We start from the raw sequence: 15,233 nt of genomic DNA, 5'->3' as shown, positions 1-15,233 counted from the left end.
TGAATTTTGTGATATACCATGTTTGAAAAAAAATCGAAATCTACTTTATTAAAGTTGCTTGAACCTTCAATAGTAAAAATCATAAGAAATAACTGAGAATATATAATATTGAGCAAAAAAAACAATGATTTCGATGGAATCAATTTTAAATATTGTTATTTCTAAAAATCATCTTCAGAATCTTCTTCTATTACTCCAAATTGGCGCAACAGATCTTTCACCGTATTGGAGGATTTTTTCACCAATTCATTTTCTTGGAGTTTTGTATCGGCTATTAACTGATCAGTAAAATTAACGAATGAGCGAATAGCTCCAATATTAAAATCGTGAATTTGTTTCTGGGTAGATTCTAAAAACTCCCTTCCTTGTTTTCCAAAGACTTTTTCGCTAAAATTTAGGATTTCTCCATTCAACTGTGTTAAAATATTTTTTTTCTTTTCTTCAGCCATGTTTACTCAATTCACAATTTAGTATAGTTGAGATATATTTAAGAAAGATAAAAAAAATTATGATTTATCATAGAAAATATGATGTGTTTATTCAAAAAAAAAACGTGAAAAATTATGGGTGTATTTGGCAGAAGCTGGGAAATTACGAAAGTTTCCTTCAGCACGGTTGGAAAGGATAAAGAAATGCTCTGGTTTCCATTTTTATCAGCGATATTCTCAGGACTCTATTCCTTTGCGTTGCTATTTCCTACAATAATTACGCAATTACTTGATGATCCCAATAGTTACGGTGCATTTGATACATTGGAGTATGTATTTGTTTTCCTCACATATCTTGGATTAGCATTTATCGCCACCTTCTTTAATGTATGTGTTGTTTATACAACAAAAATAAGATTTGAAGGGGGAAATGCAACTTTTGGTCAAAGTCTTAAATTTGCTTTTTCAAAAATCCATTTAATCTTTATGTGGAGTCTTTTATCCGCCACTGTTGGGTTGATTTTCTATATTTTAGAGCAAGCATCTAGAGGAGCAGGAAAATGGGGAAGATTCATTTTGGATGCGATTCGAGGCATTCTTGGATTAGCATGGTCAATAATGACAATTTTCGTTGTTCCAGGAATGGTATACTATGATTTAGGTCCAGGAAAAGCTATAAAAAAATCTGTGGCAACTTTAAGAGAAACCTGGGGAGAAAGTTTGGTAAGATATTTCAGTATGAATTTGATAAAATTTGTTTTCGGATTCTTAGGATTCATCGCTTGTGCAGTTGGATCATATTTCCTATATTTAGCATTCGATTTTGTTGGTATTCTGATCGGAATAGGGATATTTATAGTATTTCTGATTATCCTATCCTTAGTGTTTGGAGTCGCAGAATCAGTATATAATACAGCATTATTTGTTTATGCAGACAAAAAATCCATTGCAACGGGATATAACTCCAATATTATGAAAAATGGCTTCAAAGAACAACAATATGGGAAGAAAAATTAAAATCAAGCATTTCTTTTCAGGTTATGATATCTTCTTTTTTTTATCCCTTTTTTTATTTCAATATACTTTTTGAAATTTTATAAAGCTTGACTTCTATCTAATAGCCATGGAACTTATGACAATTCTTTGGTTATTTTTCATTATTGTGAATTGGGTAAATCTTTCGCAATCACTTAACTTCTATCTAAGGGTAAAAGGGGGGAAATGGGGAAAAAAAATAGAACATATTTTAGGATTAATTAGTATTTCATTGGGAATACTGACTTTAATTCTCGGAACAATTATTTTAAATGAGGAATACGAATTTTATCACACTATCGGAGCATTCACTTATACTCTATTCAGTATTCTTTGCTTCATCGTCGATTATTGGAAAAAAATTGAATTTCGAAATCCCAAACAACTAAAAATTCTCGTCCCATTCTTAATTTTCTATTATTACAGTTTGCTGATGATGACAATCTCTCTTCGTGAACTGGGAATTTTCCCTTGGATCTTAACGAGTATTTTTCTCTTCGCGCAGTTGGGAATGGCATTTTATGCGGGAAAACATGGTAAAGGATAGACCTGAAATCACCTTTTATCGTGTTCATACATCCACTTTTTTCCCACATTCCGAATCTTTTTAATTCTTTTTGACTTGCTTGTTCATTATTATGGGGTTATTTCTAAACATTGTTCTTATTTTATTGCCATTTATTGTAGGAGTTTTCTTGCTTATCTATTTTAAAATGAAAGCTCATCAAGTTGGTATTATTATTTATGCAATCATGTTCGTATTGGCAATAATCATATTTAAAACAAATTGGAAAGTAGGAATTTTAGCATCTCTTGCAGGCATGCTTAAATCATTTCCCATATCCATGATGGTTTTGACCTCTATCTTCATGATGACCTATCAAGAAAAGACAGGTTCTCTTCAAAAAATTGTGGTAAATTTTAAAAAAATCGGAGGAGGAAATCAAGCTTTCCAAATAATGTTCATTAATTTAGCCTTGGGAACATTTTTAGTCTCAATTGGTGCCACACCAGTAACTATGCTACCCCCAGTATTGCTTGCTATGGGGTATAGTGCATTTGCAGCAGTATCTTTACCTGCAATAGGGTATGACCCCTTATGCACCTTTGCCTTATTAGCAGTTCCAGCAGTCTTTTTTGCTGAATTTATGGGAATTCCGCTTCAAGAAGCAGGATTTGCATTTTCGCTCTATATGCCTATAATCACCTTGGGGATTGCTTTTGGGATGTTATGGTTAGCGGGAGGAAAAAAATTATTATTTAATAAAGAGAGTTTGGTATTTGCAATCACTGCAGGATTAGTAGCAGGAGGAACTGCAATTGTAACAAATTACTTCGGAATTGTTACTCTCACAGGTGTTATTTCTGGATTGGCCACGGCTCTTGCTTTACTGCTAGTTGCAAAAATAAAGAAAATTAAAATATTTGATCCTTCCGTGTTATCCGAAGAAGAGAAACTGGTGGATCAATCTATGCCATTATGGAAAGCATTTTTCCCTTGGATTCTCCTTATTATATTCGCTATTGTTACCAATTTAATTCCAGCGATTCATCAATTTTTAACTGAGGATTTAGCTTTACCAGTCACCATTGGTGAAGTTGTTGTGAAGACTGAAGTATTTTCCCATGCATATTTTTGGGTATTGATTTCAACATTGCTTTCTATTCCTATTCTGAGAAAATATAAGAAAGGATCCTTAAAAGAATCGGCACAAATTTGGATAAAAAGATCTCTTCGCCCGGTATTTACTGCAGCGATTTTCTTCGGTATTGCATTTCTATTCATAAATTCTGGAACCATTCTCATCAATGGGGCATGGGAGAAAGTAAATTCTAATAATATGGTGAGTATTTTATCGGAGGGAACAGCCCAAACTTTTGGCAGATTTTACCCTCTGGTGGTTCCGTTTGTTGGTTTGTTTGCGGGATTTATATCTGGATCTGAGACATCAGCAATTGCAATGTTTACAAATTTCCACGCTCAAACCGCTGTAAGTTTAGGAATGAATCCAATAGCTGTTGGTACGGCCAATGGAGTAGGAGGTGGCCTTGCATCAGTAATTTCACCCGCAAAAATTCAAAATGCAGCAGCAACCATCGATGAAGTGGGGATTGAAGGTGAAATTATTAAAAAAACAGCACCAATTACATTCTTAATGTGCATCTCAGTTGCCTTAATTTGCTTTGGGTGGGCATCTAGTTTTAGTTGGTGGAAGTGGTTGATAATGGCTTCAATCTACATAGTTTTCCTAGGAATTGGTGTGTTTATCCTAAATAAAAGGGATACTCTCCCACACATCGGGAAGAAAGAATAAACATAAATTTTTTTTATTTCAAAACTTATCAAAATTACAAGCTGATGATGACAAGGTATTTGGTGGAGATTTGCTCAAAACATTAGTTAAATCGATGATAATTAAGTTATAGTGCTGAAGCTTTCCTTTTTTCGAAAAATTTTAATAAAGATTTATCAATTAGATTCTTCCATTAATTAAATTGTATATATCGTCTTTTTTGGATTATTTTTTGATCTCTCATATTTCTCTTATTCTGTTTGTGGTAAAAATTCGATTTGTGGTAGAATATCTTACAATAGATTTGTCAATAAATAAAAGCAATGTCATAAGCCATTCTTAATGGGAATATTTTCTTTGGAAAAATGAGTCAAATTAGATTTTTGATCAAAAATAGATGAGATTCTGCTCAAAACACCAAGCGGAATGAAAATTAATATATGGTTAAACAATTTGAATTCTTTTAGATTTTCATCCTACTATCCTAAAAACATGATATTTTTGGAGAAGTATCACCTTCTCAGTGGCAAAACAAGAATTATTTCAGTGAATTCTTTCTTAGAATTCCAATCTAAGGGCAAACAGAAATTTTTTCAAACATGTAAGATTGTACACTTCGATGGCAATCAATCCGGGAATTTTGTGTCAATTTTTTATCATAACGATTTTTGGAGTCATTATTTTATCCATCCTAAGAGTTTTATTAAAATCATCTAAAGTATTTGCCTTGTGGAGCCAAAATCACCCAAACAGTACCGAACGGGTTCATACTATTGAAGAACCATTTAATCTCGTTGGAATGATGATATTACTTCTTTTTGAATTAGTTGTGATTCAAATTAAAGTTGGCTTTGATTTCAATGGTACATCTGGCGACTTACCCGGACTTTTGTTAGCAATAATTCCAGTTATAATAGGTTTCTTATTCATAGGTTACAACGTGTATATGTATGCAAGAGGGCAAAAAAAAGAACATCGCTATGGACTAGAAAACGAAAACCATACAATTTCCCATAAAACTATGCGAACGATTGATTATAAACGTAAATCTTGGCATTTTATTGCGTTTATTTTACTTAGCACCTTTTTATTATTAGGAAGTATTAATACAACTAAAAATTTCGTTGGATCTAAAGATTCAGCAGAATTTCGAACAATTATTGAGAGCTTTTGGGGAAATAGTCAAGGAGAAGGATATCTTGAAATTGCTTTTATTCGACATTCTATTCCTTTAGGACAAACTATTCTTATAATGGTCATGTACGGGATGGTTATGGTTCTTCTGGTAGTGGAAATCACCCGATTATCTAATTTCTTGCATTGTGTTTTTCATAAAGAGACACAAAAAAAATTGTTATACAAGGAAATTGATACTTTTGCATCCTATAGCCATTTTGCCGTAGGATATCTGGCTTCGGCGATGGTTTTGCCTCCCATGTTGTTTTTAGCAGGATTATGTTTAGCTGCTTTCGCAGATCCTGCCGCAAGCATGATTGGTATGAAATTCGGGAAAAAAAGATATTCATGGAATCAGAAATCCCTTGAAGGAACACTTGGAGGATCATTAGCAGCATTTTTAACAATGAGTGCCCTCGTGGGACCAATTTACAGTATTATCGGCGCAACAGTGTTCGCAGTTTTAGATCTGGTTACACCAAAACCTATAAAAGTTTCAGATAACTTACTCATGCCAATTTGCATCACTTTTGTCTTCGCAATGCTATCCCTTTTAAACATTCCAAGCATAAATGTATTTGGAGTATAATGGTAAATTTTCTTGACTTTGAACTTGAATTACAACACCTTGTCTTTATATTTTTGGTTTCCTTGACTTGGATCGCTATGTCTTTCTGGGGTAGATATGAATTATTGACACTATATAATCCCTTACCAGATGCAATACACACATTTATTAGTGTATCTTTTTGGATAGGCGGTGGAGGAGTTGCTATTGGGATCGGATTGATTTTATATACTGTTTTAGAGTAAACCTTCAATTCCTAGCTCTGTTATTATATCGATATTAGCCATTTTTTTTTGGAAATAAAATAGCAGATTGCCCACAATACTTAAGATCGCACCAATAATACATGCTGGACCCCGAGGCCAATCCTCACGTTTAATAACTCGAGGATCAAAAAGAAATAATGGACCTATCACAAGAATAAGGGCACCGCAAAATTTTGGGATTGTAAACAATGTTAAATAAAAATCAAGACGAGCGTAAGCATAAAAATACACAGCAAAAAAAACTGCTGGTGGATGCATTGTTAAACGCTCTATTATTAGCCAAAATTTCTTCTCTTTTATTTGGGGAACATCCTTAATATAATACGGAACATCGAATGCAAAAAAAGCCATTAGCATTGCAGGAGCTCCAACGACCGAAATCAATGTAAATACATTATTCTCAAAATTCAGCAACATTGCAATGAAGAAAAATAAAGAGATAAATCGAGAAGTATGACCGCGTTTACTTCCTAATTCTTTATGCAATTTAACTTCGGTAAGCCAAATCCGGAAAATAACAAAAAATGCACCACATAAGGAAAGCCAAAGAGTATTAAAACTCGAATCCCAAATTGACATAAATTATTTTATTAATATTAAAACCGAGTAAAAATGTTTTGGTAAAAATGCGATTTTTTTATTTTGGGGTGAAAATGTTAATTATCTTTTTCGCAAGGAACGATAATAAAGCCAACTTAATTTGGCAGGTGATATTTTTGCAGATAAATCGCATTGGATGACATTTAGAACTCTTTTATGCAGAGATGGGTTGTTTTTAATCCAATTCACAAAATTAACAGATCCTGCGGGATTAAGGAGAATTAAATTTCGAATTCGTTGATGAAGTTTTAAATTAGATCTTAGATTTTTTTGCCAAATGCGATAATATGGAGGGACCACACCGAAAGCATATAATGGCGAGTTCAACATCTTCTGCACCGCTTGAGATGCGTATAAACCACTTAACATGCTATGATAAATGCCCATTCCAAATAAAGAAGAACAAAACCCCCCAGCATTTCCAACAAGCAAGCAACGTGGTCCATAAGTTCTTTTTTCAGCTAATTGAATAGGAAAAACTCCTATCGTAGGATGAAGATCAAACTCTAAATTTGGGAGATCCCTCCATTCAATAAGATCTTGGATTAGTTTTTCAAAATCTTTCCGAATATGCGGATAACGCGAAATTGGGGTAGAAATTTCAACCAACACAGAATTTAATTTAGGAACAATCTTTGTAATACCGGGAATTTGATTATAATTGAGTAACAAAGTTGCTTTTAGACGATCACCATAATGTTCAATGCAGGTTTTTTTATCTAAAGGAAATAGTTGATTAATGGAAAGGCCAAACTGTGATGGAAAAGGTTTTAATCCAATATTTAATCGCCGAGCGACAATTGAATTAATAGAATCCGCACCAATTACCATATTAGCTCGAAAACAGCCCTGATTTGTATGAACAACAATAAAATTATAATAAGATTTGACATTGTTTACTTCAACATTAAATTTTATAGATAATTTTGGATGTTGAGCATTTTCTAAAAGAAAGGAATCAAACCTAGCTCGATCAGAAAATGTTGCAAAAAATGGAGTTTTGGAATCAATTACTACCCGATTGGTTTGTTTATTGGATCTAATTTCAACAGAATAATTGTAGCTTTCAATCATAGGTTCTATGTATGGAAAATCCTTCACTGCTTGATAAAAAATTATATCACTACAAATAACTTTTCGTGGGAATGACAATTTTTCTAAGATTAAAACAGAAATACCATGAGATGCGAGATTTTTAGCAGCGGTTATTCCACTAGGTCCCGCTCCAACAACTATTACCTCAGCATCCATATATGATATTATTTTTTTTTGGCTAAATAGTTAATTAGGAATGAATTTTAATATGATTATAGGAATGAATGTTAAAGAATCCCATTTGGAACAAATTTTTTTAGAAAATTATATAAAACCCATCATCATGACTGGCAATGAAGCCTTTACAAGAGGTTTATATGAAGCAGGAGTACAGTTTTTAGCAAATTACCCTGGAACTCCAACTTCTGAAATCGGAGATATGTGGAGATGGTATGCCGGTAGAGAAGTACTAATCGATTATGATTTATCTATTAATGAAACAGTCGCCTTTGAAGCAGCCGTGGGCGCTAGTTGGACCGGGATAAGAGCAGCAGTCGTTTTCAAACATTTAGGCATGAATTTAATTTCTGATGCACTCCACTCCGTAATGTATTCAGGAATAGAGGGACAAAGAAAAGCGGGATTAGTAATAATTTGTGGTGGAGATCCCGGCATAAAATCCTCTACTAATGCACAAGATGTTAGACTTTTTTCATTTCATTCCAAACTCCCAATTTTAGAACCCGCTTCGATTCAAGAATGCAAAGATTTTGTATCTATAGCCTTTGAACTTTCAGAAAAGATAAATCTTCCAGTCATGATTTATTCTCCGGCTTCTTTAAACCACGCGTCCAGTATCGTTCAATTTAGCAAGCTTTCTCACCAATTTGTCCAGCAAGAACAAAGATATTTCAGAAAAGATTTTAATAAATTTTTAAATGCAATTCACTGGGCCCAAAATAATCAGACTCGCTTAAATTCTATTATTTTTAAACAAGAACAAGGATATTTCGAGTTAGAAGATCAAGATCTGCATTCAATTGAGGGAAAAAGTGAGGTTAAATTAACTCAATGTACTTTAAAAGAAAAAGAAGAAACTCAAGAAAAATCAAAGGATGAAGACCAAATCATTATTGAAAAACAAGATGTTTCCGTTGGAATTATTACTAGTGGTCTGTCTTGGACATACTCCCATGAAATATGTGCAATTATTGAAAAAGATATTCCTCGACTACGTTTACTTCAAACATACCCCATAAATAAACAGATCATTGTGGATTTTGTTGATGACTATGAAATTGAGTTACTTTTAGTTATTGAAGAACAAGAACCTTTCTTAGAAATGCAAATTAAAGATATTCTTTATGATTATGATATGATGGTCCCAATTTTGGGGAAAAACATATTTCCGAGGGAAGGAACTTTATCTCCTCAAAAAATCATAGATCTCTTGTCCAAACCACTTTTCTTGCAAGATAACCTTGTATATTTCGAAGCATTTCATCAAGTTTTAAAAAAAATTCCAAACTCTATAAAAAATATCCAACAGAGTTTACCTATCCGTGAACCAACATTCTGTCCAGGATGTTCACATAGAAATGTTTTTTATTCCCTCCGAAAAGCCACGGACAAATTCTATCAAAAACAAAATAAAAGAGCCATTTTTGGTGGTGATATCGGATGTTATACGCTTGGAATGTCAGAACCCTACGCCGTAATGGATTGGTTAATATGCATGGGAGCTGGAGTAGGTATCACTAATGGGGTTGGAAGATTTGTTAATCCAAAAACGCAGCATGTAGTAAGTTTAATTGGGGATAGCACTTTTTTTCACTCAGGTATCCAAGCAATTTATAATTTAGCGAAAAACAATACCCCCGCCACTGTTGTAATACTAGATAATTATTTTTGTTCTATGACTGGCCATCAAATATCACCCTCCACACCTAAACAATTAAATACAGAGAATTCTGAGGTAAATATTCAACCATTTAAGATTAAACAATTTTTAGAAACCTTAGGCACTTATCCAATCAAAACCTTAAATGGGTATTCAATAAAGAAAATGACTCGAGACTTTTTGCAGTTTTTCTCCCTAGATGGTTTGAAATTTATTCTCGTAGAGGCGGAATGTGCTTTAAATTATAAACGCAGAATACAAAAGGAGACAAAAGCCAACAATCAATGTACATTTTTACAGATCGCGGATCACTGCACAAAGTGTGATGAATGCTTTTCAGTCTTAGGATGTACTGCCATCCAAATGAGTGAAGATAAATATAAGATTGATACATCCCGATGTTTAGGAGAAGACTGTCTTAGTTGTTTGGAGGTTTGTCCAAACCATGCAATTTATAAAACAGTAATCAACCCCCATTTACATTTTACTCAACCAAATCCATCAAAGGAGAATCCATCAAAATGAACAAATTTTCTTTCAATATTATGATTGTCGGAGTCGGAGGTCAAGGTGTCATGACTTTAGGAAAATTTTTCCGAGAAATGGCCTTAAAATCATCTCAAATTCATGGATTAGTCTCAATGGAATCACGGGGAGTCTCTCAACGAGAAGGATCAGTTTTTTGCTTAGTTCGTTACAATCTAGATCCCTCTAAAACCATACCTTTTTTATCTCCTTCCCCTCCAATTCAAGAGATAGATCTAATGGTCGCTTTGGAACCGTTAGAATTATTACGAAATCTCCAATATCTAAGACCAAATGGGATCACACTAGTTAATAACCATGAACTCATCCCTAAAAGTAGTCTTTCACAAGATATAAAATCATATCCAGATATTAATGAGCGATTGAACCAATTCAAACAAGATTTTCCCGATCATTTAATAATCGAAAAGGATTTTACGAATATGGCAATTCAAGAAAACAAACCCGCTATATATGCAAACTATCTAATATTAGCCCATAAACCATCATTATTTACCCAAATTTTACCCGTAACGAATTTCTCAGAATTATTACAAGATTTTTTTAACCATGTTTAATTTTTTTCCTTATCTTGAATGAGTATTGGATATTAATTTTTGTTTTTCTGTCAAGTTTCGTGTATGGGTTAATTGGCTTTGGGGATGCTCTTATCCTAATTCCCATAGCAAGTCCTATAATTGGAATTCAAGCAGCAATAATTTTAGTAACTATTTGGGGAGTCGTACCAAGTGTTCTAAATTTAATTCAATATAGACACTTCATGGATAAGAAATTTCTTATAAGAGCCATATTAACGGGAATTCCAGGCGCTGTTATTGGTTCATTATTATTGTTATTATCCATCAATTTACGTTGGGTAGAGTTACTCTTAGGATGCTTCATTCTTACTTATTCTATTTTAAAAATTCGATCAGTTCTTAAAACTAAAGAAGAAATCCAGACGGAAGATATTTTTATCTCTAAAGAAATATCAGAACCGATCCTTATTATTGGAGGTTTTTCTTATGGGTTGTTTGGAGGATTGATTGGAGCATCAGGGCCCATTAATGTAGCATTACTGGAAGGAACGGGACACTACAAAGAAAATTTCATAGGGAATTTTGCAGCAATTGGATTTCCATTAACAATATTAAAAATATCTCTGTATATTGCCACAGATAGTTTTCCCAAAGATAATTTATTAATCATTTTTTTGATTGGTCTTCCAATAATTATCTTTGCATCTAAATTAGGTCATAAATTAACACCTAAAATACCTGTGGAGACATTCCGACTAATTATCTTAGTTGCTTTGATTATCATTGGAATTCGTTCTATCCTTAAGCAAACTATTTTCTATACTTAGAATTTTACCCACAAAATCCATGCGAACTTGATGAATTTTATTGTTTCGTATGCAAAAAGTTCGATAACCTCCAGCAGGAAGCCCAAGTTCTTTGTTTTGAATACCTAAAGAAGGTGCCTGCAAGAGAAACGGACGATTTTCTTCAAAAAAAGAAGGATTGGTTTCACCGTATAATTTTGTATAATCATCCCAATATATAGCAAAAGGATTTAGAATCATTTTTCCATAACCCGTAGTACTTTTTGTGGGACGATCACTTCGTTTTAAGCGGAATTCACGCCATTTATGGGTATGTCCTGCAAGATGAATAAGATTATTGCGTTCTAATACACCCATTGTATTTACCCAATTCTGAGAAATGGTCCCGCTTCGATATTCCAAATCTATATCAGAGCGAGGATCATTTTCTCCTAGCTCATATAGTTTAGATGCTTTGAAATCATCCAAACGGAATTTTGGAAGAAGGTTTAGTGATTGAAGGAACTTGATTTTCATCACTTTTTTTTTTGAAGGATTCACAATTGGGGCATGAGATAGCAAAAAATGTATCCCATTCGATTCTGATAATTCAGAAGATTCGTTTTTTATGAATTTCTTGGCAATTAAAGAGAGATATTCTAATTGTTCTGTTGAAAATCCCGTTGTAGAAGGATCTGCCATTAATAAAAATTTAATTTCAGCAATGGATTCTGGACCAGAATCTAAAAATGTAAATGTATGATCTCCCAATTTGATAAAATAATCTAAAAAAGGATTAATATACTGAAAATAAGGCATTAAAGCTTTTTTTCCCACTGAAAGAGGGGAGGTTGCAGGAGGTTCACGATAATTCATTGCTTCTACGCGAGAGAGTCCTAATTTTTTAAAAATACCAATGGATTGAATATTATAATGTGAAATGCGCCAATCGTGATTTCCTGGTAATGTAAATATTGGCACAAGTAATTCTTCAGATGGTTCTATTCCAAGATAACTAAAATTTTGTGGAGGTAATGGACGATTTAATAGAATATCAAGAAATCGGACCCAATTTGAGTCTTCATAATTAATAAAGGAGCGATATTCGGGTAATGAAGATAAGTGATTTTCAGCACTAGTGCAAAAATCTACTAAATCTCCAGTCATCACAATAAAGTCTAATTTTTTTTCACAAGCAAGTTTATTTGCTTTCTTGATAAATAACCTCAAATTATTGTTGGGATTAATTAACCGGTTTTCTAAAGAATTTTCTTTAAATTTCCGAGCAAGCGGTTTTTCTGACGAAGATATTTTATCAATCAAAGGTTTCAAAGTTTTATCATAGAGATTATTTATGGATTTCAAAGCACTGGTGCGTAAGTTGTGTTTGATCATTCCTAAAAAATAATCATTTCTACGAGAAATATGTAGATCACTAATCTGAATGAAATTTAGATCATTCCAAGAATTCCTCATATTTAAGCAAATAGAATGCGGTAACTCACGTATTTCTTGGGGTAGATCAGTAAAAGTTTGGATTAAATCAAATAAAAGAAAATTATTATGCTCCAAATACGCAATACATTCATCACTTAAATCAATTTTGCATAAACAGCGATACAAATATGCTCTTTCAGGAAAAACATTTAAATCATAGATCAACCTATGAATTGGCTCTGAACCTAATCCAGAAATTTGATCACCACTACTTGGTGATAGAAAATCATCTAAAATGGTAGGATCTTTCAATCGCTTGTATTTTTTTTCTGTTATTTCTAATGGACAGACAGAGAGTATCCTACCGCGCTTTGATTGTAAAGTTTTTTTTTCTAATCCAAGTAAGGGATAAACATTTAGATTATTTGAAATTTCTTCAGTTAAACCTCTCATTGTGTTCGTTTTTCCCGCAGCAATCCATAATTCCACCCTGAAACTTCTTTCTTTAGCAATTTTTTGATAGGAACTTTTAATCATGGTGGGATGACCGATTTGAGGAGCGACTACAAGTGAAGCATCGGAATACCTTGAAATTGTATTACTTGGACTAACCATGAAAGATATCGAGTACTAATTAACAATTTTTTTGCTTTATATTTTCTGTTTTTACTTTTCAATTCCAAAATTGAGAATATTGGAAGTATTTCAGAAAATTGAAATGGTTGAAAAGATTGATAAGTATGAGTTTGAATGGCTTCAATAACCAATTTTCCTATTTTAGATGATGTCGGCTCTTTTCCGCTTCCATCATACACATCCAATCAGAGATTTGATAAATATTATTGGGATGCTTTCAAAGCAATTCTTAAAAACTATGATATTCACAAGAATCAAGGTCTTTACACTAATGTTGTTCATCCTATTGAACATACTTTTCAATTGAAGGTACAAACCGGTATGGAAGTTATCAATTATCCCCAAATAGTCGACATGTATAGCCAATTTCTTACACCTATGAAAGAATATGAAGTTAAAAATGAACCCCACTTAATAGAGCCAAGATTTGCCAGATTGTTAGAAGTAGATATATTACAACAATGGGCGAAGCGTAATTATGAAGAATCAGGAGAACAAATTCGTTTGAAAGTTTGTGTAACAGGCCCATTAGAATTATATTTCAAAGAAATTGGATTTTCAGTTTATACCGATATGGCCATGAACTTTTCTAAAAGTGTAAATCGTTTCTTAAAAAATTCGATTGTAGATTCAAAATATATGAAAACAGAAATTGTAGCAATAGATGAACCATCTTTGGGATATGTGTCAATAAGTGGAGCAGAGCATGACGATCTCGTCAAGATTTATGACAAAAGTGTTGAAGGACTAAATTGTGATGTTCAAATCCATCTTCATTCTTTGAATAGTTTTAAGATACCCTTGGAAACGAAACATATTAACATAATGACTTGTGAATTTGCCAGCAACAATCAAAACGTAATAGATCGCAAATATTTAGAAGATTTTGATAAATTTATCCGCGTGGGAGTATGTCGAACGAATTTCAATGCAATTATGGCTGATGCATTAGATGCAGGAATGGAATATCAAGAGTTCAATTCACTTGAAGGATTACGTAAACTAATTGATTCCCCAGAACGGATAGAAAAAAACTTGCGCATTGCACATAAACAATATGGAGATCGTTTGAAATATGTAGGTCCCGATTGTGGTTTAAATGCCTGGGCGCCAGTTGAACTCGCAACAGAACTTTTATCTCGAACCAGCCAAGTTGTAAAAAAATTTAGAAAAGAACAAATAAATATTTAAAATTGATAAGTTTTTTTTCCATATTCTTCAAAATGCCAACTCTTTATTAGTTTATAGGATGGTATATTATTTTCATACACCTCACAACGTAATTCCTTGACATTCAGTTCGCGAAAATAATCCCAAGAGGCAATTCCTAAATAGCGAGCAATCCCCTTTCTTTGCCACCTTGGATCTGTGCCTAATCCACATATCACACCAATTTCAAGACTTTCACCTTCTAAATCAGTAATAATAAATCCCACATCTTCCCCATGAGAAGAACCAATTAAAACAACAGTATTTTTACTATTTAAAATCTCCAAGAATTGCTCATTTGTGGCAGGACTCCACGGATCAGATCCCCTCATAAATGCTCTGTTATAAAGCTTAACAAATATATCCAAATCATTAACATCCGCTCTTCGAACGTTAATTCCACTTAATCTGTATTCTTCCAATTCTTCCTGAAAAGATTCGGAGAGGTGTTCAATATTTTGCTTCATTTGAATATAGACATAGTCTTTTGTTTCATATATGGGGGTAGATGGAATTTCTGATACGGAAGTGGAAGAAGTTTGTTGTTGAATCATCATTTCTTTGGCATCGACGCGATTAAACATGCGTAACAATTTACCTCGAAATTGGGAATCATAATCCTTAGTTGTTTCATCTTTCATGAGGGCTGCTTTCGATTTTTCTATTTCTTTATCAGAATTGGATGGCTCCATTTCATAAATATCTTCATCAGAAAGCACATCATAAGAAGCACTTCCGAAATAATTTTCAACTTTTCCCTTGGGAGGTTGTTTTTTCTTTTTTTCCATAGAATTGCCCTC

14 protein-coding genes are annotated in these 15,233 nt (G+C 33.2%); 9 read left to right on the top strand and 5 right to left on the bottom strand.

From position 1 onward, the window contains the following. Positions 1–161 precede the first annotated feature (161 nt). The gene (locus tag NEF87_RS23830) at positions 162–449 is read right to left on the bottom strand and encodes a hypothetical protein (protein WP_371804027.1); all 288 of its coding nucleotides are present in this window, start codon (positions 447–449) and stop codon (positions 162–164) included. A gap of 114 nt (positions 450–563) precedes the next feature. On the opposite strand from NEF87_RS23830, the gene NEF87_RS23825 reads away from it, so the two are divergent. The 5 genes from NEF87_RS23825 (at position 564) to NEF87_RS23805 (ending at position 5,746) form a co-directional block, all read left to right on the top strand. Continuing rightward, positions 564–1,445: a DUF6159 family protein gene (locus NEF87_RS23825; protein WP_371804026.1), complete on the top strand. Its 882-nt coding sequence runs from the start codon at positions 564–566 to the stop codon at positions 1,443–1,445. A 106-nt stretch (positions 1,446–1,551) separates the two neighbouring features. Next, positions 1,552–2,010: a hypothetical protein gene (locus NEF87_RS23820; protein WP_457917799.1), complete on the top strand. Its 459-nt coding sequence runs from the start codon at positions 1,552–1,554 to the stop codon at positions 2,008–2,010. Between the two features lie 91 nt (positions 2,011–2,101). Next, positions 2,102–3,778, top strand: a complete 1,677-nt coding sequence (locus tag NEF87_RS23815; protein WP_457917798.1) for an L-lactate permease — start codon at positions 2,102–2,104, stop codon at positions 3,776–3,778. Positions 3,779–4,376: 598 nt separating this feature from the next. Beyond that, positions 4,377–5,522, top strand: coding sequence for a hypothetical protein (locus NEF87_RS23810; RefSeq protein WP_457917797.1), 1,146 nt, complete (start codon positions 4,377–4,379; stop codon positions 5,520–5,522). Further along, positions 5,522–5,746, top strand: a complete 225-nt coding sequence (locus NEF87_RS23805) for a hypothetical protein (protein WP_371804022.1) — start codon at positions 5,522–5,524, stop codon at positions 5,744–5,746. Before NEF87_RS23810 ends, NEF87_RS23805 begins: the two co-directional genes overlap by 1 nt. On the opposite strand, the gene NEF87_RS23800 is transcribed toward NEF87_RS23805, so the two are convergent. Together NEF87_RS23800 and NEF87_RS23795 are read right to left on the bottom strand one after the other, a co-directional pair. Further along, positions 5,738–6,346, bottom strand: a complete 609-nt coding sequence (locus tag NEF87_RS23800) for a hypothetical protein (protein ID WP_457917796.1) — start codon at positions 6,344–6,346, stop codon at positions 5,738–5,740. The genes NEF87_RS23805 and NEF87_RS23800 overlap by 9 nt on opposite strands. Before the next feature lie 81 nt (positions 6,347–6,427). After that, a complete protein-coding gene (locus NEF87_RS23795) occupies positions 6,428–7,627 on the bottom strand; it encodes an FAD-dependent monooxygenase (RefSeq protein WP_457920145.1) in 1,200 nt (399 codons plus the stop codon). A gap of 118 nt (positions 7,628–7,745) precedes the next feature. Here NEF87_RS23795 and NEF87_RS23790 point away from each other — a divergent pair, with 118 nt between their 5' ends. From NEF87_RS23790 to NEF87_RS23780, 3 genes are read left to right on the top strand one after another with little or no spacing between them, the layout of a single operon-like run. Then, positions 7,746–9,827 (top strand): thiamine pyrophosphate-dependent enzyme, encoded by a 2,082-nt coding sequence (locus NEF87_RS23790; protein ID WP_457917795.1) that lies wholly within the window; start codon positions 7,746–7,748, stop codon positions 9,825–9,827. Continuing rightward, a complete protein-coding gene (locus NEF87_RS23785; protein WP_457917794.1) occupies positions 9,824–10,405 on the top strand; it encodes a 2-oxoacid:acceptor oxidoreductase family protein in 582 nt (193 codons plus the stop codon). Before NEF87_RS23790 ends, NEF87_RS23785 begins: the two co-directional genes overlap by 4 nt. Before the next feature lie 14 nt (positions 10,406–10,419). After that, the gene (locus tag NEF87_RS23780; RefSeq protein WP_457917793.1) at positions 10,420–11,193 is read left to right on the top strand and encodes a sulfite exporter TauE/SafE family protein; all 774 of its coding nucleotides are present in this window, start codon (positions 10,420–10,422) and stop codon (positions 11,191–11,193) included. On the opposite strand, the gene NEF87_RS23775 is transcribed toward NEF87_RS23780, so the two are convergent. Beyond that, complete coding sequence (locus NEF87_RS23775) at positions 11,131–13,203, bottom strand: metallophosphoesterase (protein WP_457917792.1); 2,073 nt, start codon at positions 13,201–13,203, stop codon at positions 11,131–11,133. The genes NEF87_RS23780 and NEF87_RS23775 overlap by 63 nt on opposite strands. A gap of 135 nt (positions 13,204–13,338) precedes the next feature. On the opposite strand from NEF87_RS23775, the gene NEF87_RS23770 reads away from it, so the two are divergent. Next, positions 13,339–14,415 carry a hypothetical protein gene (locus NEF87_RS23770; protein ID WP_457917791.1) on the top strand — a complete coding sequence of 359 codons (1,077 nt, stop codon included), beginning with the start codon at positions 13,339–13,341 and terminating at the stop codon, positions 14,413–14,415. On the opposite strand, the gene NEF87_RS23765 is transcribed toward NEF87_RS23770, so the two are convergent. Beyond that, positions 14,412–15,221: a GNAT family N-acetyltransferase gene (locus NEF87_RS23765; RefSeq protein WP_457917790.1), complete on the bottom strand. Its 810-nt coding sequence runs from the start codon at positions 15,219–15,221 to the stop codon at positions 14,412–14,414. The genes NEF87_RS23770 and NEF87_RS23765 overlap by 4 nt on opposite strands. Between the last annotated feature and the right edge of the window lie 12 nt (positions 15,222–15,233).

The sequence above is a fragment of the Candidatus Lokiarchaeum ossiferum genome (assembly GCA_025839675.1).
Taxonomy (GTDB): Archaea; Asgardarchaeota; Lokiarchaeia; order Sigyniarchaeales; family Promethearchaeaceae; genus Lokiarchaeum; species Lokiarchaeum ossiferum.
This window is presented reverse-complemented; position numbering and strand designations above follow the sequence as displayed.